At 61.8% G+C, this 24,204-nt stretch carries 22 protein-coding genes and 5 pseudogenes; 18 read left to right on the top strand and 9 right to left on the bottom strand.

Translation table 11 applies throughout. The features are described from left to right. Nucleotides 1-9: 9 nt before the first annotated feature. The 7 genes and pseudogenes from pcaD to J6497_RS02850 form a co-directional block, all read right to left on the bottom strand. Nucleotides 10-831, bottom strand: a complete 822-nt coding sequence (gene pcaD / locus J6497_RS02880) for a 3-oxoadipate enol-lactonase (protein WP_225702687.1) — start codon at nucleotides 829-831, stop codon at nucleotides 10-12. 3 nt (nucleotides 832-834) lie between these two features. Further along, nucleotides 835-1,299, bottom strand: a complete 465-nt coding sequence (locus tag J6497_RS02875) for an SRPBCC family protein (protein WP_225702686.1) — start codon at nucleotides 1,297-1,299, stop codon at nucleotides 835-837. 10 nt (nucleotides 1,300-1,309) lie between these two features. After that, entirely contained in the window at nucleotides 1,310-2,287 is a 978-nt protein-coding gene (locus J6497_RS02870) for an amidohydrolase family protein (protein WP_225702685.1), read from the bottom strand. Next, nucleotides 2,284-4,692: a xanthine dehydrogenase family protein molybdopterin-binding subunit gene (locus J6497_RS02865; protein WP_225702684.1), complete on the bottom strand. Its 2,409-nt coding sequence runs from the start codon at nucleotides 4,690-4,692 to the stop codon at nucleotides 2,284-2,286. Before J6497_RS02865 ends, J6497_RS02870 begins: the two co-directional genes overlap by 4 nt. 137 nt (nucleotides 4,693-4,829) lie before the next feature. After that, a pseudogene (locus J6497_RS02860) lies at nucleotides 4,830-5,288 on the bottom strand ((2Fe-2S)-binding protein); the annotation flags it as partial. Beyond that, entirely contained in the window at nucleotides 5,279-6,181 is a 903-nt protein-coding gene (locus J6497_RS02855) for an FAD binding domain-containing protein (RefSeq protein ID WP_225702683.1), read from the bottom strand. The gene J6497_RS02855 and the pseudogene J6497_RS02860, both read right to left, overlap by 10 nt. A 52-nt stretch (nucleotides 6,182-6,233) precedes the next feature. Next, nucleotides 6,234-6,557, bottom strand: coding sequence for an NIPSNAP family protein (locus J6497_RS02850; protein ID WP_225702682.1), 324 nt, complete (start codon nucleotides 6,555-6,557; stop codon nucleotides 6,234-6,236). Nucleotides 6,558-6,676: 119 nt separating this feature from the next. On the opposite strand from J6497_RS02850, the pseudogene J6497_RS41870 reads away from it, so the two are divergent. The 12 genes and pseudogenes from J6497_RS41870 to J6497_RS02790 form a co-directional block, all read left to right on the top strand. Next, nucleotides 6,677-7,048: pseudogene (locus J6497_RS41870) on the top strand (GntR family transcriptional regulator); the annotation flags it as partial. Between the two features lie 60 nt (nucleotides 7,049-7,108). Further along, complete coding sequence (locus tag J6497_RS02840) at nucleotides 7,109-8,197, top strand: aminotransferase-like domain-containing protein (RefSeq protein WP_225702802.1); 1,089 nt, start codon at nucleotides 7,109-7,111, stop codon at nucleotides 8,195-8,197. A gap of 267 nt (nucleotides 8,198-8,464) precedes the next feature. Then, nucleotides 8,465-9,913: a MocR-like pyridoxine biosynthesis transcription factor PdxR gene (gene pdxR, locus J6497_RS02835; protein ID WP_225702681.1), complete on the top strand. Its 1,449-nt coding sequence runs from the start codon at nucleotides 8,465-8,467 to the stop codon at nucleotides 9,911-9,913. Nucleotides 9,914-10,281: 368 nt separating this feature from the next. Continuing rightward, on the top strand, nucleotides 10,282-10,515 hold the full coding sequence (locus J6497_RS02830; RefSeq protein ID WP_225702680.1) for a DUF1127 domain-containing protein: 234 nt from the start codon (nucleotides 10,282-10,284) through the stop codon (nucleotides 10,513-10,515). Then, the gene (locus tag J6497_RS02825) at nucleotides 10,512-11,141 is read left to right on the top strand and encodes a LysE family translocator (protein WP_225702679.1); all 630 of its coding nucleotides are present in this window, start codon (nucleotides 10,512-10,514) and stop codon (nucleotides 11,139-11,141) included. The genes J6497_RS02830 and J6497_RS02825 overlap by 4 nt, the downstream gene beginning before the upstream one ends. Before the next feature lie 95 nt (nucleotides 11,142-11,236). Then, complete coding sequence (locus J6497_RS02820; RefSeq protein WP_225702678.1) at nucleotides 11,237-12,472, top strand: MFS transporter; 1,236 nt, start codon at nucleotides 11,237-11,239, stop codon at nucleotides 12,470-12,472. 5 nt (nucleotides 12,473-12,477) lie between these two features. Beyond that, complete coding sequence (locus J6497_RS02815; protein ID WP_225702677.1) at nucleotides 12,478-13,674, top strand: acyl-CoA dehydrogenase family protein; 1,197 nt, start codon at nucleotides 12,478-12,480, stop codon at nucleotides 13,672-13,674. Nucleotides 13,675-13,867: 193 nt separating this feature from the next. After that, nucleotides 13,868-14,845: an ABC transporter substrate-binding protein gene (locus tag J6497_RS02810; RefSeq protein WP_225702676.1), complete on the top strand. Its 978-nt coding sequence runs from the start codon at nucleotides 13,868-13,870 to the stop codon at nucleotides 14,843-14,845. Nucleotides 14,846-14,873: 28 nt separating this feature from the next. Beyond that, nucleotides 14,874-15,868, top strand: a pseudogene (locus J6497_RS02805) (dihydroxy-acid dehydratase domain-containing protein); the annotation flags it as partial. Nucleotides 15,869-15,906: 38 nt separating this feature from the next. Then, nucleotides 15,907-16,749, top strand: coding sequence for an ABC transporter ATP-binding protein (locus J6497_RS02800; RefSeq protein WP_376708152.1), 843 nt, complete (start codon nucleotides 15,907-15,909; stop codon nucleotides 16,747-16,749). After that, complete coding sequence (locus J6497_RS02795) at nucleotides 16,749-17,516, top strand: ABC transporter permease (protein ID WP_225702674.1); 768 nt, start codon at nucleotides 16,749-16,751, stop codon at nucleotides 17,514-17,516. Before J6497_RS02800 ends, J6497_RS02795 begins: the two co-directional genes overlap by 1 nt. Beyond that, nucleotides 17,513-18,280: an ABC transporter permease gene (locus J6497_RS02790; protein WP_225702673.1), complete on the top strand. Its 768-nt coding sequence runs from the start codon at nucleotides 17,513-17,515 to the stop codon at nucleotides 18,278-18,280. Before J6497_RS02795 ends, J6497_RS02790 begins: the two co-directional genes overlap by 4 nt. Nucleotides 18,281-18,586: 306 nt before the next feature. Here J6497_RS02790 and J6497_RS02785 read toward each other — a convergent pair whose 3' ends face one another. Then, complete coding sequence (locus J6497_RS02785) at nucleotides 18,587-18,919, bottom strand: hypothetical protein (protein WP_225702672.1); 333 nt, start codon at nucleotides 18,917-18,919, stop codon at nucleotides 18,587-18,589. Between the two features lie 461 nt (nucleotides 18,920-19,380). Between J6497_RS02785 and J6497_RS02780 the strand changes: the two genes are divergently transcribed. From J6497_RS02780 to J6497_RS02770, 3 genes and pseudogenes are all read left to right on the top strand, one after another. Next, nucleotides 19,381-19,944, top strand: a complete 564-nt coding sequence (locus J6497_RS02780) for an ABC transporter permease (protein WP_225702671.1) — start codon at nucleotides 19,381-19,383, stop codon at nucleotides 19,942-19,944. After that, nucleotides 19,902-20,603 carry a DUF3526 domain-containing protein gene (locus J6497_RS41485; RefSeq protein WP_225702670.1) on the top strand — a complete coding sequence of 234 codons (702 nt, stop codon included), beginning with the start codon at nucleotides 19,902-19,904 and terminating at the stop codon, nucleotides 20,601-20,603. The genes J6497_RS02780 and J6497_RS41485 overlap by 43 nt, the downstream gene beginning before the upstream one ends. A 23-nt stretch (nucleotides 20,604-20,626) precedes the next feature. Next, a pseudogene (locus tag J6497_RS02770) lies at nucleotides 20,627-20,707 on the top strand (penicillin-insensitive murein endopeptidase); the annotation flags it as partial. A 34-nt stretch (nucleotides 20,708-20,741) separates the two neighbouring features. Here J6497_RS02770 and J6497_RS02765 read toward each other — a convergent pair. After that, on the bottom strand, nucleotides 20,742-21,251 hold the full coding sequence (locus J6497_RS02765) for a Fur family transcriptional regulator (protein ID WP_225702669.1): 510 nt from the start codon (nucleotides 21,249-21,251) through the stop codon (nucleotides 20,742-20,744). 424 nt (nucleotides 21,252-21,675) lie between these two features. Between J6497_RS02765 and J6497_RS42410 the strand changes: the two genes are divergently transcribed. The 3 genes and pseudogenes from J6497_RS42410 to J6497_RS02745 all read left to right on the top strand — a co-directional run bounded on the left by J6497_RS42410 (nucleotide 21,676) and on the right by J6497_RS02745 (nucleotide 24,203). Beyond that, nucleotides 21,676-22,407, top strand: a complete 732-nt coding sequence (locus tag J6497_RS42410; RefSeq protein WP_446479919.1) for a hypothetical protein — start codon at nucleotides 21,676-21,678, stop codon at nucleotides 22,405-22,407. 173 nt (nucleotides 22,408-22,580) lie between these two features. Beyond that, the gene (locus J6497_RS02750) at nucleotides 22,581-23,336 is read left to right on the top strand and encodes a metal ABC transporter ATP-binding protein (RefSeq protein WP_225702667.1); all 756 of its coding nucleotides are present in this window, start codon (nucleotides 22,581-22,583) and stop codon (nucleotides 23,334-23,336) included. Continuing rightward, a pseudogene (locus J6497_RS02745) lies at nucleotides 23,333-24,203 on the top strand (metal ABC transporter permease). Before J6497_RS02750 ends, J6497_RS02745 begins: the two are co-directional and overlap by 4 nt. Nucleotide 24,204: the final 1 nt, after the last annotated feature.

Raw genomic sequence — 24,204 nt, 5'->3', positions numbered from 1 at the left:
TCCTCCCTGTTACTCTACCGGTCCCGTTATTCGAGACACGAACTTCTTGACTTCCGCTGCGAAAGCGTCAGCTGCCTCGACCGCCGAAATATGCGCCGCGTCGAGCGTCACCATGGTTGCACCTTCGACCCCCGCCACGATCTCCTCACCCCGCGCCGGTGGCGTCGATGAATCGTGGGCGCCGCAGATGACAAGCACGGGGCAATTGATCTGGCCAAGATGAGGTTTCATGTCGGTTGTCGCGAGCACTTCACAGCACGCGGCATATCCTTCCGCCGGAGTTCCTTCGACCATCGCGCGGAGCGCGGCCGACCTCTGCGGATGACTTTCCCGATACGCTTTGGTGAGCCATCGTTCGATGGTCGCGTCCGCGAGAGATTGCATCCCGCTGGCTCGCACCTGCTCCGCCCGGTCAAGCCACATCCCGGCCGGCGGAAAGCTTGCCGCGGTGTTGGCAAGCACGAGCCCGCCGAAGCGCTCGCTGTGGGTTGCGCCGAGCCACATGCCGGTCAATCCACCAAGCGACAGACCGCAAAAGGCCGCACGCCGGATGTCCAGGGTATCCATGATCGCGAGCGCATCACGCCCGAGCTGCTCGATCGTATAGGGCCCAGCCGGCACATCCGAGTGACCGTGGCCGCGCGCATCGTAACGCACGATGCGAAACTGGTCGGCCGCGCGTGCGACGATCTCGTCCCACATGGTCAGGTCGGCGGCGAGCGAATTACTCAGCAGTAGCGCCGGCTTGTCAGCGTCGCCAGCAGCTTCCACCGCCAGGCGGATGCCTTGCTCCACTTCGACCCGCATGATTTGCTGACTGGCGCCGACCATTTCTTATTCCGCCGCTCCGTGAACGGGCTGCTCGAACTCCTTGCGGAGCGCGGTGAAAAAACGGCCGATGAGATGCTTGGAGACGCTGGACAAGATCCGCTGACCGACGCCGGCGACGAGCCCGCCAATTTCTCCCGTGCCCTTGTAAATCAGCTTCGAGCCTTCTCCGTCGGGCTCGATCTCGAATCGCGCGGTGCCGTTGCCGTGCCCAAGCGAACCTGCGCCTGATACCTTGATGCCGCAGACCTTCGGCGCCTCCTTATCGTGCAGACTGATTTCTCCTTCGAACGAGCCACCGACGGCGGCGACCCGAAGCTGCATCTCAACCTTGTAGGCGTCCGGCGCCATCTCGGTCATGCTTCGGCAACCCGGTATGCACCGGGTCAGGACGGCTGGATCGTTGAGCGCAACCCACAGCGCATCGACCGATGCAGGGATGGTCTCCGAGCCTCCGATTTCGAGCTTCATGCTTCCTTCCTCACAGACCAAGCAGTTTCTGGACAAGACCGCCATTTATCGAGGAGCGCTCGGCGTCCGAGAACCGTGTGTCCTGGACGATCTTGAGCGGGGCGAGGTCGCCGATCGGGAAAGGCATGTCGGAACCCATCATGATGCGATCGGCCCCGACGATGTCGGCGAGATAACGTAGTGCCCGCGTATCCTGCACGATGGTGTCGTAGTACATGGCAGCCAGCGCCGCATCCGGATCGCCAAGCTTGTCCTTGTCGAGCGAGTAGTTCCTGCGCAAACGGCCGATCACATAGGGCAGCGCAGCGCCGCCGATCCCGGCAACGATCTTGGCCTTGCCGTAGCGAGTGACGTGGCCGGCATAGATCAGGCGCGAAATCGCGATCAATGTATCGGTGATACGGCCGACGGCATTCGCCATTCCATAGTCGTGGACGCGGTCGTCGCCACTCTCGAACACCGGGTGGATGAAGATCATCGATCCCAGTTCGTTCGCCGCCTCCCAGAACGGGATCAGCGCAGGATCATCGAGGACACCGCCCTTCCCTTTCGGCTGCGTACCGATCATCGCGCCCTTGAAGCCCGCCGCGTGCGCCTCCCGCAGAGTTTCGGCCGCGCGCGCACCATCCTGCAGCGGCACAGTCGCCAGGGGTATGAAGCGCGGCTGCTCCTTGGCCGCCTGGGCCAGGTGTGTGTTGATCAGTCGCGACCACCGCAGCCCCTCTTCAGCGGGAATCTCGTAAGCGAACATGTCGAGCCATCCACCGACGACCTGACGCTCGATTTTGTTCGTATCAAGCCACTGCAGGCGAGCGGCAATATCGCTCAGCGGCTTCGATACCGGACGCGTCGGCTTGCCGCCCGCAAACGAAAATCCAAGGCTGCCGCCATCCTCGATCACGCGAATCGACGGAAAGCTGTCCTTCTGCGCCCGGATGGCTTCGAGCAGGCTCGGAGGTACAAGATGAGCGTGACAATCGATGATCATGCATAATCCTCTGCTTGCTTGTTCTTGACCGCCGCGATGGCATCGCTGATTGCCGCGATGCGGATCGGAAGTCGTGAGAACGATATTCCGAGCGGCGAGACCGCGTCGTTGATGGCGCCGGAAATCGCGGCCGGGGAGCCGAGATAGCCGCTTTCGCCCGATCCCTTTTGCCCAAACACGGTGAAGGGCGACGGCGTGCAGTGATGCACGATCTCGACATTTGGCACTTCGTGCGACGATGGAAGGAGATAATCCATGAAGCTTTGAGTGAGCAGTTGCCCTTCGCTGTCGTAGGAGAACTCCTCCAGCAGCGCTGCGCCGATCCCGTGCGCGATGCCGCCGAGCGTCATACCCTTGACGATGTGCGGATTGATCACGACGCCGCAATCATGTCCGATAACGTATTTGCGGATCTCGGGTTTGGCGATCTCCGGATCGAATGTCAGCAGAACCAGATGAAACTCGAACGAGTGACACGGATACATCTGCACCCGGCCGTTCTCCGGCAGCTTGGTGCCGGTCGGCACCTGCATGACATGGGTCGTCTCGAGCCCCGGCTCCATGCCTGCCGGCAGAGCGTGGAACTGACGATGACCGATGTTCACAAGCTCCGCCCAGGACAGCGTTTTGTTCGACCCCGGATCCGATACGCCACCTTGCGCATAGACGACGTCATCGGCGCTCAATCCGAACTGATGCGCACCGATCCGCTTCAACTTCGCCTTCAGCTTTTCGGCGGCGTGATAGCAGGCGCCGCCGAGCATGATCGCCATGCGGCTTCCTACCGGGCTGTTCGACGGCAGACAGGCGAGTGAATCCGGCCGGACGATCCGGATCAGGTCGGGATCGATCTCAAGGACCTCACCGACGACGGTGGCTGCTAACGTCTCGTGCCCCTGGCCAGCCGACGTCGTATGGATCGTGACCGTGACGAAGCCCAGACCATCGATGTTGATGCGGCACGAGTCCATCCATGTCGATGTGGTGTTCTTCTCGTTGAGCAACGGCTCGAAGGACGAGTTGCCGCCGCTGGGCTCCAGGCAGGCGGCAACGCCGATGCCGGCCATCACGCCGGATGCACGCAATGCATCGCGCTCCTTGACCAGCACTTCGTAGTCCGCGCTCGCGAGCACCTTGCTGACGACGGTGTGATAATCGCCACTGTCGTAGTGCGTGCCGCTCGGGATCAGGTATGGAAACTCGTGGCTGCGAATGAAATTGCGACGCCGGATCTCAATGCGATCAACGCCGACCGCAGCGGCCACTTTGTCGATCGCTGCCTCGATCGCATAGTTGGTTGGAGACTGACCGAAGCCGCGGACCGCCTCCTGAGCCGCCTTGTTCGATAGCACCGCCATCGCACGATACTGCACGCTCTCGATCTTGTAGGGACCGACGATCGCACCGACGGGTTTACCGAGCTGGAATGGCGAACGTCCTGCATAGGCGCCGACATTGTCGAGCGCCTTCATCTTCATCGACTTGACGATGCCCTCATCATTGAATGCGATCTCGACATCGAACGTCCGCTCCGGGCCGTGCGCGTCGCCGGCGCGCATGTTTTCGAGACGATCCTCGATCAGCCGCACAGGCCGATTGAGGATGCGCGAGAGATGCGAAACCAGCACGGTCTGCTTGATGCCGCGCTTGACGCCGTAGCTGCCGCCGACATCGACATCCTGATGGACGCGGACGTTGTTGGCCGGGATGCGCAGCGCGCGAGCGATCTGGTCCGGATATTTCGGCATCTGGATCGACGCCCAGACATCGAGCATCTCCCGCCATGCATCCCATCGCGCCACCACGCCGAAGGTCTCGATCGGCACGGTCGAATTGCGTCCCCAGACGACCCGAAACGACAGGTGGCGCGGGCTCTCGGCAAAATGTTTCTCGACATCGCCCCAGACGAACGTTTTGTCCAAAAGCACGTTGGTGCCGTGTTCGGGATGCACCTTCGGGCTGGCATCGGTCGCGGCTTCTTCGCCATCGATGACGTAGGGCAGCGGCTCGTATGTGACCCGCACCTTCTCCGCAGCATCCTCCGCCTGCGCGCGGGTCTCGGCCACCACGGCCACGACCCACTCGCCGGCATAGCGGACCTGCCCGACCGCGAGCGGAAAGCGGCGGACCTTCGGCGTGTCGAGACCATTCATCAGCGGATCGACAGCCTTGACCAGGTCGTCGCCGGTCAAGACGTGGACAACGCCCGGCATCTTCAGCGCTGCGCTGGTGTCGATCGCCAAGATCTTCGCGGCAGGATGTTGTGAGGGCACGAGAGCCACATGCAGCATCCCATCGAGCACGATGTCGGCAACATAGCGCCCATGCCCCGCGACGAACCGCCGATCCTCGCGCACGCGCCGGTTCGATGATACGAATTTTAAGGCTGCTGGCTCTGGGCTCACGGACGATCTCCATGCGGCGTATCGGCCTCGGCAGCCTTCAGCACACCTTCTTGCGGCGCGTCGGTTTCGGCCGACGGATCGACCTGCGGCTGATTGGCGCCCGCCCCTTTCAAATCGCGCGGGGCATTGGCCTTGCGCAGGCGCTCACCGGCGAACTCGATCGCTTCGACGATCTGCCCGTATCCGGTGCAGCGACAAATGTTGCCGGAAATCGCCTCGACGATTTCTTCGCGGGTCGGTTCAGTCGTACGCTGTAGCAGCGCATGTCCCGTCAAAATCATTCCGGGTGTGCAGTAGCCGCATTGCAGACCGTGGGTCTCGCAAAACGCATCCTGGACCACGTTAAGTTCTCCGGGGGCAGGCGCCAGCCCTTCGATCGTGGTGATCTCGTAGCCATCCGCTTGAACAGCGAACATCAGGCATGAACGCACGGGCTCGCCGTCGAGCAGCACCGTACACGCGCCGCAGACGCCGTGTTCGCAACCTGCGTGGCTTCCGGGCAGCGCCAGATCTTCCCTGATCGCATCCAGCAGTGTCTTGCGCGGCTCGACGTCGGCAGAGCACAGGCGACCGTTGACCTTGAGCGTCACCTCCATTGCTTCGCTCCACGGTTCGACTGGGTTGCAGCGGAGCAAGCATCTGTCATCGCATCCTCCAGAGCGCGAACACCGAAAGCAACAGCGACGCGCATGCGATAAGCGGCCGAGACATGGAGATCGGATGACGGCTCCAGAACAGCGGCCGCTTCGGCGACGATATCCTTCAACCTGGCGGTGCCGGCCGTTTCACCCACCAGCTTCGCGACATCGAGACGCAGAGCGCGATCACCGACCCCGCCGATGCCAAGCGCCGCCGCGATGCACTTTCCGTCTTCGTCCAGCGCAACCTGCGCGGCCGCGGCAACGAAAGCGAAATCCGACTTGCGGGCACTTACTTCATGGAATGCAGTGCCGACCCGCGCATGTCGCCAGATCGGGAAGCGCACCGCGGTTACGCAATCTCCCGGCATAACCGACGTCAGCATCGGACCGATGAAGAAATCGTCGGCCGGCATGCTGGTCACGCCATCGGGATTGGTGATTTCGATCTCGGCACCCAACGTCACCGCAACCAGCGGGATTTCTGCCGACGGATCGGCATTGGCGACCGAACCACCGACCGTCCCACGATTGCGCGTCGGCGGATGTCCCACCCAGGGCAGCGCCTTTGAGAGCAGCGGCGTCGACTGCATCGCTAGAGCGCTTCGCTCGACCTGGACCTGACGCGTCGTCGCGCCGATCACGAGGACGTCGCCCTCGACGCGAATTCCATTGAGCTCTGGCAAACGATAGATATCGATGAGCTTCGCAGCGCGCGCGAGCCGCATCGCCAGCATGGGAACGAGGGTCTGACCGCCCGCGATAATGCGCGCGTCCTCGTCCGCCGCGAGCATTTCACAGGCCTGAGCGACCGAATCCGGTCTGACATATTCGAAGGGGGCAGGCTTCATGGAGTGACTTCCACGCTTGATACTCTCGCCGGCTCGGCTCGCGACGATCGCGTCACCCGAGCAGGAGACCGGCGACCGCCGGCGAAAGCACGGACACGCTCTGATTTTTCAGGAGAGGTCCGTTGCGTTCGGACGCCGCTTTGATCGCTCGCCACTCATCGTCGGCGCCGAAGGCCGCCCAGGCCTTGGTCCTATCGTCCTCGGAATTGAAGCGCGTCAGATATGTGAGGCGGCCATCCTCCGCAGGCGCTTCGAAGACGCCGAGCAGTTCGATGCCATGACGAGGCAGGCGCGGCACGACGTGCTCCTTGAAGCGCGCCCGCATGGCCTCGGCCTTTCCTTCTGCCGCCTCGTAGATGCGAATTTCGTAGATCAAGGACGCTCTCTCCCACTCGTCTTCATTCGCTGTCCGAATAGACATGCTCCATAGCAATGTCAAATTTATTCCAGTTCAATCGTACACGTTTGGTCCATTGCAACGCAACAATATGGTAAATGGCGTCTTCGAGTGCGATTTTTCCCGGCTTTTCTCCATTTCCCGGACATCAAATTGCAACGTCGTACGCGACGATTGAAACAATTTGCGAATTGTACTACTCGATCACGATCATGAAGACCGAGGATAAAATCGTGCCCCAAGGATCGCCGGCCGAATGGCTACCCACGCTCGCCGACGGCAACATGCCGCGATATCTGGCGTTCGTGCACGCCCTTGAGAACGACATCGCCTCAGGGACGCTGAAGCCCGGGACTCGATTGCTGCCTCAGCGTGACATGGCGGCCCAGCTTGGATTGAGCCTCGGCACGATCTCCAAAGCCTATGCCGAGGCCGAGGCGCGCGGCCTGATCTCGGGAGAAGTCGGCCGCGGCACGTTTGTTCAAAGGCGCCACCCCGTCACAATAGCCAACGGACAGACGCCGGCCTCGATGAATCTCGCGCTCAACGTCCCGCCGTCGACCGGCGAAAGCGAGGTCATCGCCAATGTTCTCGAAGAAGTTCTTTCGGACTGCGCATTGACACCATTGCTTGGCTATCTGCCGCATCAAGGCTTGCCGCAGCATCGGGAAACTATGGCCAAGTGGCTCGAGCAGCTCCACGTCGTGACCGATGTGGACCACCTGTTCATCACGCATGGCGGGCAACATGGATTGTCCATTGCGCTCGGGATGGCCGCGTCTCCCAATGGAACGGTGCTGACGGAGCGCTTCACCTACTCCGGCATGATCGCTCTGTCGGCGATGAGCGGTTATCGTCTCCATGGCGTCGCCGGTGACATGCATGGTTTGCTGCCGGATGAACTCGATCGCGCCTTTTCGGAAACGAAGGCGCGCGTGCTGTTTTCAACGCCGACGCTGCAGACCCCGACAGGAACGATTATGCCCCAGGAGCGCCGGCAGGAAATTGCCGAAGTCATCCGCCGGCACGACGGAATTCTGATCGAGGATGACGCTTACGCATTTCTGTTCCGCGAGCCTCCTCGACCGATCTCGTTCCTGTTGCCGGAACGCAGCTTCTACGTCACCAGTTTCGCGAAATGCCTCGCGCCGGGACTGCGCATCGCTACGATGATCGTTCCTGAAAAATTCAGGGATCGCTGCATCAACGCCATGCGCGCGACGGGATGGATGGCTTCGCCGATCATGGCCGAAGTCGTCGCGCGGCTGATCCATAGCGGCGATTTGCATCGTCAGGTCCAGTTGAAGCGAGCCGAAGCGGCGCGGCGCAACGCGGTCGCCGACGAAGTTCTCGCCGACTGGCTTCCGGTCGTGTCGACCACACCGGGCTTCCATCGCTGGCTGCCTATTCCAGCCGGCCGTACGCTGATCGCGCTGGTCGCCCAGGCCGCCCAGGCCGGCATTACCCTGGCTCCGCCCGGCGCATTGCAGCAGGTCGACCGCGGAACGCTCGGCGTGCGGATCTGCCTCGGTCATCCGGCAACAGGGGATGACCTCAAGAGAGCCTTGCTGCAGTTGAGGCGCATCCTGGAGTCCGCCGAGGAGCTTTCCTTCGTTTGAATGAAGGTCAACGCGCATCGGGACACAATCGGATCGGAGAGTTGGTTGAAGGCGATCGGCTCAACGAATTGACTTGCGATACTGCCTCCAGTTCTCCGCCTGACCTTATCGACCCGCATGATCATGCCACCGCAATGGCATGTTCCTAGCTCCGTGAACGCTCGCTTACGGAACCTGCGGTTGCGATCACCACGTCTGCGGTCTGATGGAACGTTCACCTTTATGCAAGGTTGCCAGTCCAATGCGGACGAAAGAGGGCCGGGGATTGTGGCTTTTCATGTCAGTCTCGTTGGTCGAAGTGACCTCAGTGGCGAGATCTACCGTCAGATCCGGCAGGCAATTCTGGACGAGCGCCTTCGGCCTGGAGAGCGGCTGCCTCCCACGCGGGAACTGGCCGCCGAGCTGACGGTGGCGCGATCGACGGTGATGATTGCGTATGAAAGCCTTGTCGCGGAAGGCTTCGCGACGTCCCATACGGGCGCCGGGACGTTCGTCAGCCATCAGCTTGGGGCAAAACGTCCGGCATCGAAAACAAGGCGATCGACGGTCCGTGCAATTCGGGTGCGTGGAGTTTGGGAGGCCATATCGCTTCCGACGTTCTTTGTCCGCGCGGCGCGTTTCGACTTCAGAGCCGGGCTTCCGGACGCTTCGCTGTTTCCACATCGAACCTGGCGGCGGGTCGTCGCGCGTGCGCTGCGCTCGCGCGAGATGACCGCAGGCGTCTACGAGAATCCTGCAGGCAATTGGGAGTTGCGCGCGGCGATCGCTCGCCATATCGGCATCTCACGAAGCGTTTCCGGATCGCCCGACGACATCATCGTGACCAGCGGCACCCAACAGGCACTCGACATCATCGCTCGCGTGCTTCTCGCGCCCGGCGATGTCGTTGCTGTGGAGAAACCGGGCTATTCGCCTCCAAAGGACTTGTTCAAGGCGCTCGGCGCGCGCGTGATCGGTGTGCCGGTCGACAGTGCAGGTCTGGTCGTCGAGGCGCTGCCGGCCGAGGCCAGGGTGGTCTACGTGACGCCCTCGCATCAGTTTCCCCTCGGCATGGCAATGAGCTTGTCGCGTCGACGGGCGCTGCTTGCCTGGGCCGAGCGCAACAACGCGGTTGTCGTTGAGGACGACTATGACAGCGAGTTTCGCTTCGGCGGGCGTCCGCTCGAGCCGCTTCAGACCCTCGATTCGACCGGCCGCGTTGTGTATGTCGGCACGTTCTCAAAGACGTTGCTGCCGACTCTCCGGCTGGCCTTCATGGTCGTGCCGTCGTCGCTGCGAGAGGCGGCGCACAAGGCGAAGTTTGTCACCGATTGGCATACAGCGACAATAGTGCAGAACGCGCTGGCGCAGTTCATCGACGAGGGCGCGTTTGCGCGCCACATTCGCAGGGTGGGCTGCATCTATAGCGAACGGCATGAGATGCTGACCGCGGCGATCAAGAGCAACTTCGGCCATTACCTCGATCTTGTTCCATCGAGCACCGGGCTGCATATCGCCGCCTACGCGCGAAGAGCGTCGGTTGATGATATCGATGCGATTGCATCACGGGCCTTTGATCTCGGCGTCGCCATTCAATCCTTCCCGCTGGAGGGAGAGCCTCAGGTCGGCATCATGCTGGGATATGGGGCGATCGAGACGGCGCGGATTGCCGAAGGGCTGAGGCGGCTGCGCAGATGCTTCGATGAACGTATGTCTCGACGCTCGAATGCGGCGTGAGCGACGCGCTCAGGTCAATCAATCCGACAAATACAGTCCTGAGGCACCGCCTGAATTGGACTGATTGATTATCCGCAGATTGGACCTTCCGTCATACCGCTTCGCTTTCTAATGTTGGGCCGCTGACGCGCGCGGCGTCAGATAGCTGCTCCGATATTGACCAGACGGCGAGCTACGCGGAACGCGATGCGACCGTGCGCGGGTACGCCCGCCACGACGATGGCCGCTTGCGTTGAGACCGCAAGCACATCTTCACCGCCGACCATGGCTCGTCATCGCACGAAGGCGTGAGAGGTGAACGAGCTCACACGCCAGCGACGCGCATGCCGATAGCATCCGCGCAACTTCTGCCTATCAGGAGGATTGTCATGTCCGTTGTTATCAATTCGCTCACGATTCAGAAGAGAACCGCGAACGGAGCCGCGACGTCCAGCGATCGTCGACTTGGATGGGGATTACGGTTCCTACGTTGGTGTGCGCGGTGTTCAGAGCGGTCGCGGCAGCGGCAAGCCTTGGCGGAGCTCGATGACCACTTTCTCAAGGACATCGGCAGGACGCGGCAAGAGGCCATGGCCGAAGCGGCCAAGCCGTTCTGGAAATGACACCGTTCGTCACACACCTGCTGCCAGCGGTGGCGCTAGGCCTGTGTGTCGCCATCCCGTTCGGCCCGATTGGCTTGATGTGCGTGCAGCGGACGTTGGCATTCGGAATCTGGACTGGGATCGCGAGCGGCATTGGTGCGGCAACAGCGCACGGCATGTTCAGTAGCCTGGCCGCCGTGAGCGGGACCGTGTTGACGCAGATGACGCTCGCCCTGCACACGCCGCTGCGCATCACGGGAGGGATCGTCCTGGTCTTGATGGGCCTCAGGACCATTCTCGTATCCACGCAGGCGGCGCACGGCGCGACGTGCGGAGACGCGACATGCGGAGATTTGCTTTCGGCCTATACATCGACCCTGTTAATTGCCGCCGCCAACCCGATGACGATACTGCCGTACCTGGGCGTCACGTCGGCGCTGGAAGCTGGCGAGCCGTTGATCATGGATCGCGCGCTGGCAACGCCCGTCGGTGTGATGCTCGGCAGTGCATCCTGGTATCTCTTCCTGGTCCTCAGCACGAACACCATGTTTCGGAGGTTGCGGAAAACTGTGCTGGATTGGTTCAACAGGCTCACCGGGATCCTCCTGATGGCCCTGGGAGCTTCGCTATGCGCCCGCTTCGTTTGACGGCGACAGTAGAAAAAGAACTGGCACCATCGACAGGACGCCGGTCGATCGATCCACCGATCTCAGACAAAGTAGCATGCGCGTGGAGACTGCATGTGTCGCTACTCATCGGCAGCGGCATCATCGCCTCCGCCCAGATCGGCAAAGCCGTCATCTCTATTCCGTTGATCCGCAACGACCTGGCGCTCGGCGTCGATCTCGCTGGCCTGATTGTGGCGACCTTCGCAACGCTCGGCGCGATAACGGGCATCGGCGCCGGGGTCGTGGTTGGCCGGTTTGGCCTCCGGCGATCGCTGATCACCGGAATGAGCGCGATGGCGCTTGGCAACGTGATCGGCGCCGGTGCGCCCAATGAGCTTGTTCTGCTCGCGGCGCGCATCATCGAAGGGGTCGGCTTCCTGGCTGTCGTCCTCGCGATCCCGAGCGTGTTCGCGCAACTGGTCCCGCGCGAGAAGCGGGATTTTGTGATGGCCGCCTGGAGCGCGTACATGCCGATCGGCATCATGCTGATGCTGTTGGCCGCGCCGCTGCTGCCGACGATCGGCTGGCGCAGCTTCTGGCTCGTGAACGCATTGGCGACAGGCGCGTGCACGATCCTGCTGGCGATCCATGCGCCAGCGATGCCGCCGACGGCGCGCGCGGAAGCGGCCCGCTTTTTCGCAGACGCCTTGGCCATCGTCCGTCAGCCGAGCTGCCTGCTGCTCGCCTTCGCGTTCTTCGCGTATTCGTGCCAATATTTCTCGCTCGTCTTTGCGCTGCCGCTTCTGCTCACGTCGGTGCATGGCGTGCCGCTCGGCGCAGCCGGCCTGCTCACCGCCTTCGTCCTGGCGGTCAGCGCGATCGGACATCTTTCGTCGAGCCTCCTGCTGCGAGTTGGTGTGCCGATCTGGGCCAACGTTGCGGCAGCGTTCGGATTCTTTGCGCTTTCATGCATTGCCGTGTATGGCGGCGTGCTTCCGCCGCAAGGCATCTCGATCGTCGCCGCGCTTGCGCTTGGAGTGGGCGGTCTTGCACCAGGCGCAATCTATGCTGCGGCCCCGCATGCAGCGCCGGCCCCATCGGCAGTGCCGCCCGCCATCGGGCTGGTGCAGCAGGCCAGCAGTCTCGGTCAATTTGCCGGCCCGGCGTCGCTCGGTCTGTTGGTCGCGCACCTCGGCTGGCAGGCCGCGCCGGCCATACTGGCACCGGTCGCCCTGCTCGGGCTCGCCTGCGCATTCGCGCTCCGACGCATTCTCGCCAGCGCCGAACCGCGAGACCGCAGCGAACGCCAGGGAGCAGCCCGCCAGTGGCGTCCCGGTGATCAAGTTCATCGAATGAGGGAGATTAGGTGATGCACATGAAGCCTGCCGATCGTATGCAGAAGAACGGCCGCCTCATGGCGGGTTCGATGGCGAGTGACACGGCTCAAACGAAGCGGGCTGTGGACGGGGTCCTGCATCTAGTCCAGGCGGCCGCCGACGAAATCGAGCGCAGCCGCCGCCTCCCCGACGCGCTTGTCACCGCCCTGCGCGACACAGGGATCAACCGCCTGCTGATGCCGGCAGCCCTCGGTGGACAGGAGGCGCCGATGACAGACGTGATTGATATCATGGAGCGCATCGCGGCGATCGACGGCAGCGCCGGGTGGTGCGCGGCGATCGGCGCAGGGAGCAACGTGTTCGCCGGCTACATGTCCGCAACAGGCGCCGGCACAGTGTTCGCTGACCCGGATCAGGGCAACGCCACGATGTTCGCCCCGCTCGGCCGGGTGGTCAACGACCGTGGCCGATTCACGTTGAGCGGCCGCTGGCCATTCACGAGCAATTGTCTCCACAGCGCATGGGTCGGCCTTGGCGCGCTGTTCCACGAGGCCGATGGAGTCGATCCCGTGCCGCGCATCGTGTTCGTGCCCATGGCCGACCTGACGATCGAGGACACCTGGGATGTCGTGGGCCTCCGCGGGACCGGCAGCCACCACGTCGTCGCCGCCGAAGTCCCGGTCTACCTGGATCGGTGCGCCCGCTTCGCCGACCGACCCTGGCCCAACGGCACGCTATGGCGGCTGCCGGTCTACACGACGCTGCTGCCGACGCTCGTCGCCGTCTTGCTCGGCATCGCCCGGGGCGCCATCGATGAGGTTTCGCGGCAGGCGCGCGAAGGCCGGACCGCGCGGCGGGGCCAGTTGGCCGACGCGCCGGTCTCGATGGCCGAACTGGCCGTCGCAGATACACGGCTGCGGGCGGCCAGCGCCGGATTGCGCGCCGCGGTCGGTGAGGCGCACGCGCATGCCGAGCGAGGCGAGCCGATCAGCCGGCAGCTGCAAGCTCGCATCTGCCTGGCTGGCATGCACGCCTGCGACACGAGCGTGGAGGTAACGTCCACTGCTCACCACCTTGGTGGTGGCGCCGCCGCCTACCGAGGGAGCCGCCTGCTGCGGGCCCTCGGCGACGTGCAGGCCGCGCGCCAGCACCTGCTGTTCTCCCACCACCATTTGAGCGAGCTGGGCAAGCTCGTCGCGGGCCTGGACGGAGCCTATCCTCCCTACGTCATTTGACGGCCGGCCACTAATCGGCTCGATTCGTTTGCCATTGAGATCTATGCGTGCATAGCGAACGGACGATGACGTACTCCATGATGCGCGTCGGTGACTTTAGTCGTGCCAATGGCTGTTCCGCCATCCTCGGGCGCTTGCTTCACTATTTGAACCATGGTCCATTTGCTGCCAGCGGTCTCAGAGGATAGGCCACATGCGACGTTCCATAGTGCCGATCATTGCTGTGGCAGTTTCGCTGCTGTCGAGTGCGGATTCCACCCGAGCACAGCAGACAATCCGTGTCGGCTGGACGATCCCGGCTGAAGAATCAAAATACTGGATGATGCGTCGGCCCGCCGAATTTCCGAACCTCGGCAAGACCTACAACATCGAATGGACCCAATTTCAGGGAACCGCGCCGATGACGCAGGCGCTGGCGGCGGGCGCGCTCGACTGTGCGACGCAGGCGCCCCTGTCGCTGTCCAACGGCGTAGTCGGCGGCAACTTGAAGGCCTACATCGTCGCCCAGCACGTGTTCGAGAAGCCGGGCGGTTTCTCGGTCTACTGGGCGGTCAAGGACGACTCGCCGATCAAGTCGATCGCCGATCTCAAGGGAAAGACAGTCGGGATTTCCGTGATCGGCGGCGGCACGCAGGGGCCGTTCAATATGCTGCTGAAGCAGAACGGCGTCGATCCGGGTAAGGACATCAAGCTGGTCGAGGTAGGTTTCGCCGTGTCGGAGGATGCGTTGCGGCAAGGCAGGGTCGATGCCGTCAACCTGAACCAGCCGTTCGCGGCGCGGGCGGAAGCCAAGGGGGGCACGCGCAAACTGTTCTCGCTGTCGCAGGCTATGCCCAACATTGTGCACATCCTTGAAGCGTGCCGCGTCGATTTCGTGGACAAGAATCCGGAAGCTGTGAAGGCCTATGTACGGGACATCACCTCCGGCATGAAGAAGGCGCTCGCCAACCGCGAGGAGACGCTCAAGGTCGTTTCCGAAGTGCTGAAGGCGCCGGTTGCGGTGCTCGACACCTATTTACTCAAGGACAACGATTTCGGTCGTGATCCCGGCGCGGCACCGAACTTCCCGGCGATCCAGAAGATGCTCGACATCTATGCCGAGACTGGAATGCTCCCGAAGCTCGATGCCGCCCAGTTCAAGCATTCGAGCATCGTCGCACCGATCGAATAGCTTCCGACCGGCAACAGGGAATAGTCGCATGAAGAGGTGGCGCTCTCGCGTGACCGTCGAAGGCCTCGATCGGGCACCGCACCGTGCCTTCATGCGTGCGATGGGGCTCGACGACGACGCCATTGCAAAGCCGATGATCGCGTGGTCAGCATGAAGGGCGAGCAGACACCCTGCAACATGACCCATGATTTCCAGGTCGCGGCCGCGAAGGAGGGGATCGCCGCGGCCGGCGGCACGCCGAGGGAGTTCACGACGGTCTCGGTCTCCGACGGCATCAGCATGAACCATGAGGGCATGAAGTTCTCGCTGTTCTCGCGCGAACTGATCGCCGACTCGATCGAGGCTGTCGTGCATGGGTTGGCCTATGACGGCCTGATCGGCTTCGGCGGCTGCGACAAGACGCTCCCCGGCGTCATGATGGGAATGGTCCGTTGCAACGTCCCTTCGATCTTCATTTATGGCGGCAGCGCGCTTCCCGGCCGCTTCGGTGAACGGACACTCACCGTGCTGGACTCGTACGAGGCAGTCGGCGGTTTCATGACAGGGGACGTCGACGAGACGACTCTCGCCGGCATCGAGCGCACCTGCCTGCCGACTATCGGGGCCTGCGCGGGACAATTCACGGCCAACACCATGGCGATGGTGTCGGAAGCGATGGGGCTGACTATTCCCAATGTATCGATGATCCCCGGCGTCTATCCGGAACGGGCGCATGTTGCGCGCCGGGCCGGCGGGCTCGTGATGCAAATGCTCGAGCGTGGCGGGCCGCTGCCACGCGAACTCGTCACGCGTAAATCCCTCGAGAACGGCGCTGCGATCGTGGCGGCGACCGGCGGTTCAACCAACGCGGTGCTGCATCTTCCTGCGATTGCGAATGAGGCCGGGATAGCCTTTTCCATCGACGACGTCGGAGCAGTATTCGCGCGCACGCCATTGATCGGAAATCTTCGCCCCGGCGGCAAGTTTACCGCCAAGGACGTCTATGACATCGGCGGGGCCGCGGTGATCATCCAGACGCTGCTAGCAGCGTTCTGGATGCCGGATCGGCGAAAGATGCGGAAATGACGTTCCTGCCATCACGATCGGAATCGCGCGGTGAATCGTCGGCGGCGCAGAGGCCTGTCGCCGCTATGATTGAGATCGACGGCGTCTCGCAGGTGTTCCAGACCTCGGCACGTCAGGATCACCTGGCGCTATCAAATATCTCGCTGACGATCGAGGATGGCGCCTTCGTCTCCATCCTCGGTCCCTCCGGCTGCGGAAAATCGACGCTGCTATATATTGTTGGTGGTTTCGTGCGGCCGACCGCGGGCGTCGCCAGCATGAAAGGGCGGGCGATCACCGGTCCTGGTCCCGACCGCGGGCCGGTCTTCCAGGAATTCGCGCTGTTCCCCTGGAAGAGCGTGCTCGGCAATGTGATGTACGGCCCGCGGCAGCAAGGCATCAAGCGCCCGGACGCCGAGGCGCAAAGCCGGGCTCTCATCGAGATGGTCGGGCTGAAAGGCTTTGAAGACTTCTATCCGAAGGAACTGTCGGGCGGCATGAAGCAGCGCGTCGCATTGGCGCGCACGCTGGCCTACCATCCCGAAGTGCTACTGATGGATGAGCCGTTCGGCGCGCTTGATGCGCACACGCGTACACGGCTGCAGAACGACCTGCTCAATATCTGGGAACGCGACCGCAAGACCGTGCTGTTCGTCACCCATTCGGTCGAGGAGGCGGTATTCCTCTCGGACAAGGTCGTGATGATGACGCGTTCGCCCGGCCGCGTCCGCGAGATCATCGACATCGACCTGCCGCGTCCGCGCCACCGCACCGAACTGCTGCTCGATCCGCGCTACCAGAAATACATCGTCGAGATCGAGCGCATGTTCGACGATTCTGGCGACGATGAGTTACGTTGATGTTACGACGGGCCGCACCATTGTTGGTCTGCCTCGGCCTGCTTGTCGTCTGGCAACTGGCGTCGCTGGTGCTGAAGAGTGACAGTTTTCCGACGGCGCTTGAGGCGATACGAGCAATCCCCGTTGTCCTGGGCGACAAGGATTCGCTGGTCAATTTTGCCGCATCGCTCCGCCGCATGGCGATCGGGTTTGCCGTCGGGGTGGCGATCTCGATTCCTCTCGGACTTTCGATGGGCCGCAGCCGCGCGGTCGCGTCGCTCTTCAATCCCCTGCTGATGGTGATCTATCCGGTGCCGAAGGCTGCGCTGATGCCGATCATCATGCTGTGGCTCGGCGTCGGCGACATCTCGAAGACACTGGTGATCTTTCTGGGTGTCAGCCTGCCCGTGATCTATCACAGCTTTGAAGGCGCCAGAGCCGTTGAAGAGAAGATGCTGTGGTCCGGCGCCGCCATGGGCCTTTCGTCGACCCAGCGCCTTGTGCGCATCGTACTGCCCGCGGCGTTGCCGGAGATCTTGACCGGCTGCCGCACCGGACTGGTATTGGCGCTGATCACCATGATCACCAGCGAAATGATCGCCCGCCAGTCCGGCGCGGGCAACATCCTGTTCAACGCGTTGGACATGGGGCAATACGACACCGTGTTTGCGATGATCATCATCGTTGGCGCCATGGGCATCGTGCTCGATGCGCTGTTCGAGCGGCTACGCGCCCGCTTGGTGCGCTGGTCGGAACCGCAGTTCGATATCCCGCTGAGCTTTTCATGAACGGGCGTGCCATCACCTCGGATGCGCTTCTCGGCATGATCCCGATCGTGCTGTTGGTCGCGATTTGGCAGGCGCTGATCTCGTTTGGTTATGCGCCGATCACGCTGCTCCCACCGCCCGGTCAGGTGTTCTCACGCATGGTGCAGCAGTTGTTGACCACCAGCTTCCAGCAGGAGATCGCGGCCACCTTGTTCCGGCTGTTCACGGGGTTCTCGATCGCAGTTATTCTCGGCGTTGCGATCGGCCTTGCGGCGGCGGTCAACCCCACCATCAACACCGTCGTGCGCCCGATCGTGCGGGTGCTGGCACCCCTGCCAAAGGTCGCGCTGTATCCTGCGTTGCTGCTGCTTGTCGGCTTCGGTCACGAGTCCAAGATCCTCTTGGTGACGTTCGACGCCTTGTTCCCGATCCTGCTTGCCACCTATCACGGCGCATCCACGGTCGAACAGAAGTTGATCTGGTCGGCGATGGCAGCGGGGACACCGCCGCGCGAGGTCCTGTTCAAGGTGGTGCTGCCGGCCGCCGCGCCATCTATCCTCACCGGCTGCCGCATCGGTCTTGTCATTTCCTGCATCGTCGTATTCCTCGCCGAAATGATCACCTCGACGGACGGCCTTGGCCATGCGCTGGTGACCGCGGCGCGGACGTTCCAGGCGGTCGACATGTTCGTGCCGCTGATCACGATTTCGCTTGTCGGCCTGATCCTGAACGGTCTACTTGAGCTGACGCGATCCTATCTGTTGCGCGGATTCCCTGAAGCCTAAGGCATGATGACTTTTCTTCGAATCGTCATCCCGCTTTGGTTCTTTGTTTGAGCATGATCTCCGCGCAAACGCTTCGCGTTTGTCGCGAGGGAAAACCGGTGTCCATTTTTCCGGATCATGCTCTGGCTAGCGCTTCGATCCGACGGAATTCATTTGTCACTTGTCGATTGAATTCAGGAGTTGTGCGCGACCTGTTCGAGGTGTGCCAAAAACCTCGAGGCACTCGCCGGCGAACTCGCCTGCAGGCGGGTTTTGCCGAAAAAGGAATGACCTCACGCTACGTGAAGCGCCTCACATGCGGGCGCATCAGTTTCCCGCGCCGCAGTTGCTGCTCGATCGATCTTCCCAAGGGTCCGCCGCTTTTGGCGTTTCACCCGAGCCGTAGTTCTCCACGATCGAGTCTTCAAGCCAGATCGCGCCGCGCGGACTGGTGACGCGCGTCGAGCGCAATGCCCGCGTCCAATTGCATACGTCCGGTTGGTAGTACACGTAGCGGCTGCTCTTCGCCACATTTGCGAAAAAGACATAGGTGCGGCCGAGTTCGAAGTAAAATTCGCAGTCAATGCTTGCATAGACATCCAGCAGCCTAACGCGGCTGGCGAGTTTCTCTGCTCCCTTCCAGACCCGATCGACGTCCACGGTCCAACTGTGATCCTTTATTTCGACCACTTTCCCAATGAAGACGTACTGAACTCGGCCGAAGCCCTCCGTGACAGAGATTGGTTTGCACGAACACGCGTGTGCGGCTGCGGACCACACGCTAGTCAACATAAGCAGCGCCCCTACGATCGCGATCGTGGCCCGAAACCAACTAACTTTCGAAGATGTTTGCGCCCAGAGGCGCTTCGTCTTGTGCTGCACGATCTACTCAGCTCAAAAGACCTGTCCAGATCGATTAAATCAAAGCTGGCGGGCGCAGTCCAAGGAGGACCCCCCGCAACGTGCTGGGAAGATTTCCCGATCAATTCGGGGATCAACGATAGCTCGCACGCAGCCACCTCGCGGTCGGCGGCGGCGTCGAGTTCTGTTCGTGATTGTTGGCATTGTCACGTTCGGCGTCCTTACCGTCTATGCGGCTTCAGCCAAACGCCTCGCGCGACATGAGCTCGCCGGAGGAAGCGATGGGGGCCAGCGGCCAATCCCATGTCTCCAGCAGTGTCTTCGCGCGTGCGATCCGTACGGCTGGCATTGAACGCTCAATAACGAAGCACGCATGTGTGATCCCCAATGCACCACTCGCGGCGTTGGCGATCGGTCAGTCGGACATGATGCCCAATTATTACCGCATCAGCTATTTGAGCAAAGTCCAGTTCATGTACGACACGGAGATCGAAAACCCCTGGAATCTGCTCAGCGGGCACTTCGATCTCGCCTTCGTCATTGTATTCGTATTGCCTCTGCTGGTCACGACGCTGGGGTATAACCTGCTGTCGGCAGAGCGCGAACATGGCACCTTGCGCATGCTGTGTTCGCAACCGCTTTCCGTCGCCACGTTGCTGACTGGGAAGCTCGTCGTGCGCATGCTTGCGCTGTTGGCGATCGTCATTCCCTTGCCGCTGGCGATCCTGATTTTGATCCGTCCCGAAGCCCGTGGCGCGGAGCAACTGTTCCTGATGCTGTCGTGGTCAACGCCAGCGGCCTCTCCTCTTCGACCAATGCGTTGATCGTGGTGGCACTCTGGACGATTTTTGTGCTCATCTTGCCGGTGACAATGAACCTTGTCGTGGGCTTGGTTAGCCCGGCCCCCTCCCGCACGGAATTGGCCAGCCGCACGCGCGTTGCAACGGCCGAATCATTGCGCGAATTTGAGGACCTCTATAGCGCGGATTATCGCTACGCCTCGGATCCGGAAGCATTGCTGGTCAAAGACGAGCGCATCGAAGTGCCTTCGCGGATGCGTGCATTTTTTCTGGCCAAGCAAAGAGTCGACGAGAAAATCGAGCCCCTTCTGAAACGCTTTGATCAGCAGCTGCGGCAACAACAGAGGCTTGTCGACCGACTGAGCTTGCTGTCGCCCGCGATCCTCGTCAATGAAGCGTTGAACTCAATCGCCGGCACCGATTCACGCCGCTTCCTCGCCTTCAAGGATCAGACGGAGGCTTTTCACAACAGTTGGCGGCAATATTTCTCTCCCAAAATCCTGGAAAGCCGCGCCATGACCGTGCAAGACCTGTCATCATTGCCTCAATGGCATTGGATGGAAATATCGGCAAACGAAACCAGGTGGAGCATCTGGTGGCGGACTGCATTGATGCTCGCGCTCACATTCACGGTTGGCGGCGTCGCGCTTGCGCGCTCATCGCGCGGATCGGCGGGATTTTGATTGGTGCTGACGGTTAGCTAGCCTGGACTCCGAGCCATCTCCTCGTGATCCGCGCTGCCGCGCAGGAGCCTGCCGTGGAACGCATTTTTGTCAACGCCGAGATATTGGTCGCGCCGTAAACGCGAACTAAGTGAGAGTCTAGCCTGCGGGTTCGCCTGCGCAGTTCGCGCAGTCGCCCTCGAGTTCAACGATTGGATGTCGCGGCTTGAAGCCAGTCGTTTTCGCCACGCCCCGCAAACCGCGCGCGACCACGTCCGAGGCCGCTTCCTGAACCGCGCCACACTGGCTGCAGACCATAAAGACGACTGTCTCGCCGCTCCCATGAAGATGGTCGCAAGCGAAATAGGCCGAGCGAGAGACCAATCGATGGACGCATCCTGCTTCCTGCAGGAATTCGAGGGCGCGGTAGACCTGAACCGCCTGCACCCTCCGCGCATCGCTCAACTTCTCGGCGATCTCGTACGCGGCCATTGGTTTTCCGGACGCCGCAAGCAACGCCAGCACGCGCTGACGCATCGAGGTGAACGGAATGCTCTTTGATGTCGCGTAGGCCCGCGCACGGCTCTGCACCGCGTCGGCATCGATGGCGTGATGGTGATGCGCTTCTGCATGCAAGCCACTGGCACTCTGATCCGGATCACGAACCATTTAAATCTCGCCTTGACGACAACGAATGTAACATTATAACGCCATGTCATAATATTACACCCCGGAGCGTCCATGACCAAGCCCCAAGTCGCGGAAGACCCCAGCGTCCCTGTCGATCGCGCGCAAATAGTTTGCGAGGCTTTGACTACGGGCGTGGTCGTTTTCGGAACAGACTTCCGGTTTAGGCGGCGTGAGCGGGTCTATGACGCAGACAAGATCTGGTCGGGGGAACACACCATCCTGGACTACACCGAAATCTAGGGCCTTAGCGGAATCGATCCCGTAGTGCGCAAAAGTCATCCCTGACTGTCGCGATGTCCCGGAGCGTTTCCGACGAACCAACGGCGGGCGTTAGTCTGTTGCGCTCGCCGCTCGAAGCCGTGGTGCAGTCAAAATCCTAGTTTCGAACGATCTCCACCGGACCATGATCGTCGCAATGATCGCCGTGGGGATGGTGCAGATGCCCGGCGACGAGATAATCGACATGGTCGCCATGCGGGACCGCTTCGTGGCCGCAGCCAGGGCCATGGACGTGAGCAGCATCATGTCCGGAGCAGCGATGGTCGGGCGTGCAACGATCCGGGTTCGTGTCGCTCACCTCAATCCGATGTTCGTCCACATGATCGGCGTGCGGGTGGTGAAGATGGCCATCGTGCAGATAATCCACGTGGTCGCCGTGCCGGATGGCAACGTGGCCGCACTGGGGTCCATGCACGTGGTCGTGGTTGGCATGATGCGGAAGGTTGCAGGTGGTCATTTTCGACGTCCTTTCCTTGACTCAGTGGTGTTCGCCAGCATGCGCAACGGCATTCTTGACGAGTTTGAATACATGGTCATCGGCGATCGAATAGATCGCGTTCTTGCCTTCGCGCCGACGTTTGACCAGCCGGGCCTGCAGCAACACCTTCAGGCGTGCCGAAACCGTGCCGACTGCCTCGTGTTCGGTTTGAGCGAGTTCGCCGACATTCCGCTCGCCCGCAGCCAGAATGATGAGGGTTTGGAGCCGCGCCGGATCGGACAGAGCCTTGAACATGGCTGCGGCCTCCTCAACGCGCGGCCGATCAATGGGTTTCATCATCGTCCATCATTCTATCGAATGTTAGAATGTGTGACGGCGCGCAGTCTGTCAAGGCTTGGCAAGCACTGTGTTATGTAATAACATTACATAATCGCTACGATGCAATCTCCTCCTCGCTGCAGGCCCTCCGTGCGCAAATCTGATGTCCTCGCTGTCTCAACCATGGCCCGCTCGGCGCTCCTGCGGCTGGGCGCGGTGAGTGGCACATTGGTGATTCTGTGGCTGGCCATTCTCTGGGCGGTAGTGCGGCCATGAACCCTAGCGGCGTTCATCTGCAAGATGTCACGATCGCGTTCGATCGACATCCTGCGGTTCATCATCTCAATGGTTCGTTTGCCTCCGGAAGCCTGACAGCAATCGTCGGGCCGAACGGAGCAGGCAAATCGACCCTTCTCAGAGCTCTGATGAACGAGCTCCCGCTTGCGTCAGGCAGGATCGATCGTGGCCACGTGATGCCGATCGACATCGGGTATTTGCCACAGGCGGCGGACATCAACCGTCGCTTTCCGATAACGGTCGGCGACGTGGTCCTGCTCGGTGCATGGCGCCAGGCGGGAGCTTTCGAGGCAGTCTCCGCCGGGAACGTGTCGGAAGCGCGCCGCGCGCTTTCATCCGTTGGGCTCACCGGATTTGAACAGCGACTTATCGGCTCATTGTCGGCTGGGCAATTCCAGCGTGTCCTGTTCGCGCGATTGCTGCTGCAGAATGCCAAGCTCATCCTGCTCGATGAACCCTTCACCGCCATCGATGCTCGCACCACGCACGACCTTCTCCACATCGTGAGGCGATGGCATCAGGACGGACGCACGGTGATTGCGGTGCTGCACGATGTCGAACAAGTGCGCGCGCATTTTCCTCAGGCGCTTCTGCTCGCGCGCGAGCCGATCGCATGGGGCCCGACCGTGACAACCATGACGGCCGATAATCTGCTGCGAGCGCGGCTGATGGCCGAGCGATGGGACGAGAACGCTGCCATCTGTGAGGTGCCGGACCAGAGCGCGGCATGACCGTCTATCAGCTATTCATCCTGCCGTTCGTCGAGTACGGATTCCTGCGCCGCGCGCTCATCGCCTGCGTTGCGCTCGGGCTGGGCTCCGGGCCTGTCGGCGTGCTGTTGATGTTGCGCCGCATGAGCCTGGTCGGCGATGCCATGAGTCACGCGGTGTTGCCGGGAGCTGCGATCGGATTCCTGATAGCCGGCGGTCTTTCGTTGCCCGCGATGGGGCTGGGCGGATTGGTAGCCGGCCTGAGCGTGGCGCTGCTGTCCGGACTTGTCAGCCGGTCCACGCCGCTTCGTGAGGACGCCAGCTTCGCCAGCTTTTATCTCACATCGCTCGCGCTCGGCGTTCTCATTGTTTCGCTGCGTGGCTCCAACATCGATCTTCTGCACGTGCTGTTCGGGACAATCCTGGCGATCGACGCCAGGGCGCTGTACTTCATCGGCGCCATGACCTCGATAACCGTCGTCACGCTTGCCATCATCTATCGACCGCTCGTCGTGGAATGCTTCGATCCCGGATTTCTGCGTGCGGTCGCCGGTCGGGGGTCCCTTTATCATTTCCTGTTTCTCTTTCTCGTCGTCCTCAACCTCGTTGCCGGCTTTCAGGCCCTTGGGACACTGATGGCGGTGGGACTGATGATGTTGCCCGCGGCGGTCGCCCAGCTATGGGCTCGAACCCTGCCCGGCATGATGTTGACTGCGGCAGCTACGGCGGCCGTATCCGGCTACATCGGACTGATCGTCTCCTCACCTCGGCTTCGCCTCGGGTCCGACGATCATCCTGACGGCAAGCCTAATCTATGGCTGCTCGCTGCTGCTCGGACCGTCCGCGGCTATGCGCCGGCTTCTACCCCGACCGCATCTGACTGGCTGAG

The sequence above is a fragment of the Bradyrhizobium cenepequi genome, from assembly GCF_020329485.1.
GTDB classification, from domain to species: Bacteria; Pseudomonadota; Alphaproteobacteria; order Rhizobiales; family Xanthobacteraceae; genus Bradyrhizobium; species Bradyrhizobium cenepequi.
This window is presented reverse-complemented; position numbering and strand designations above follow the sequence as displayed.

What these genes read in the sequence shown, in the direction of transcription:
- pcaD (WP_225702687.1), bottom strand. Translation starts at nt 831, where the DNA reads ATGGTCGGCGCCAGTCAGCAAATCATGCGGGTCGAAGTGGAGCAAGGC.
- J6497_RS02875 (WP_225702686.1), bottom strand. Translation starts at nt 1,299, where the DNA reads ATGAAGCTCGAAATCGGAGGCTCGGAGACCATCCCTGCATCGGTCGAT.
- J6497_RS02870 (WP_225702685.1), bottom strand. Translation starts at nt 2,287, where the DNA reads ATGATCATCGATTGTCACGCTCATCTTGTACCTCCGAGCCTGCTCGAA.
- J6497_RS02855 (WP_225702683.1), bottom strand. Translation starts at nt 6,181, where the DNA reads ATGAAGCCTGCCCCCTTCGAATATGTCAGACCGGATTCGGTCGCTCAG.
- J6497_RS02840 (WP_225702802.1), top strand. Translation starts at nt 7,109, where the DNA reads ATGAATCTCGCGCTCAACGTCCCGCCGTCGACCGGCGAAAGCGAGGTC.
- J6497_RS02830 (WP_225702680.1), top strand. Translation starts at nt 10,282, where the DNA reads ATGTCCGTTGTTATCAATTCGCTCACGATTCAGAAGAGAACCGCGAAC.
- J6497_RS02825 (WP_225702679.1), top strand. Translation starts at nt 10,512, where the DNA reads ATGACACCGTTCGTCACACACCTGCTGCCAGCGGTGGCGCTAGGCCTG.
- J6497_RS02815 (WP_225702677.1), top strand. Translation starts at nt 12,478, where the DNA reads ATGAAGCCTGCCGATCGTATGCAGAAGAACGGCCGCCTCATGGCGGGT.
- J6497_RS02810 (WP_225702676.1), top strand. Translation starts at nt 13,868, where the DNA reads ATGCGACGTTCCATAGTGCCGATCATTGCTGTGGCAGTTTCGCTGCTG.
- J6497_RS02800 (WP_376708152.1), top strand. Translation starts at nt 15,907, where the DNA reads ATGACGTTCCTGCCATCACGATCGGAATCGCGCGGTGAATCGTCGGCG.
- J6497_RS02795 (WP_225702674.1), top strand. Translation starts at nt 16,749, where the DNA reads ATGTTACGACGGGCCGCACCATTGTTGGTCTGCCTCGGCCTGCTTGTC.
- J6497_RS02790 (WP_225702673.1), top strand. Translation starts at nt 17,513, where the DNA reads ATGAACGGGCGTGCCATCACCTCGGATGCGCTTCTCGGCATGATCCCG.
- J6497_RS02780 (WP_225702671.1), top strand. Translation starts at nt 19,381, where the DNA reads ATGAGCTCGCCGGAGGAAGCGATGGGGGCCAGCGGCCAATCCCATGTC.
- J6497_RS02765 (WP_225702669.1), bottom strand. Translation starts at nt 21,251, where the DNA reads ATGGTTCGTGATCCGGATCAGAGTGCCAGTGGCTTGCATGCAGAAGCG.
- J6497_RS42410 (WP_446479919.1), top strand. Translation starts at nt 21,676, where the DNA reads ATGATCGTCGCAATGATCGCCGTGGGGATGGTGCAGATGCCCGGCGAC.
- J6497_RS02750 (WP_225702667.1), top strand. Translation starts at nt 22,581, where the DNA reads ATGAACCCTAGCGGCGTTCATCTGCAAGATGTCACGATCGCGTTCGAT.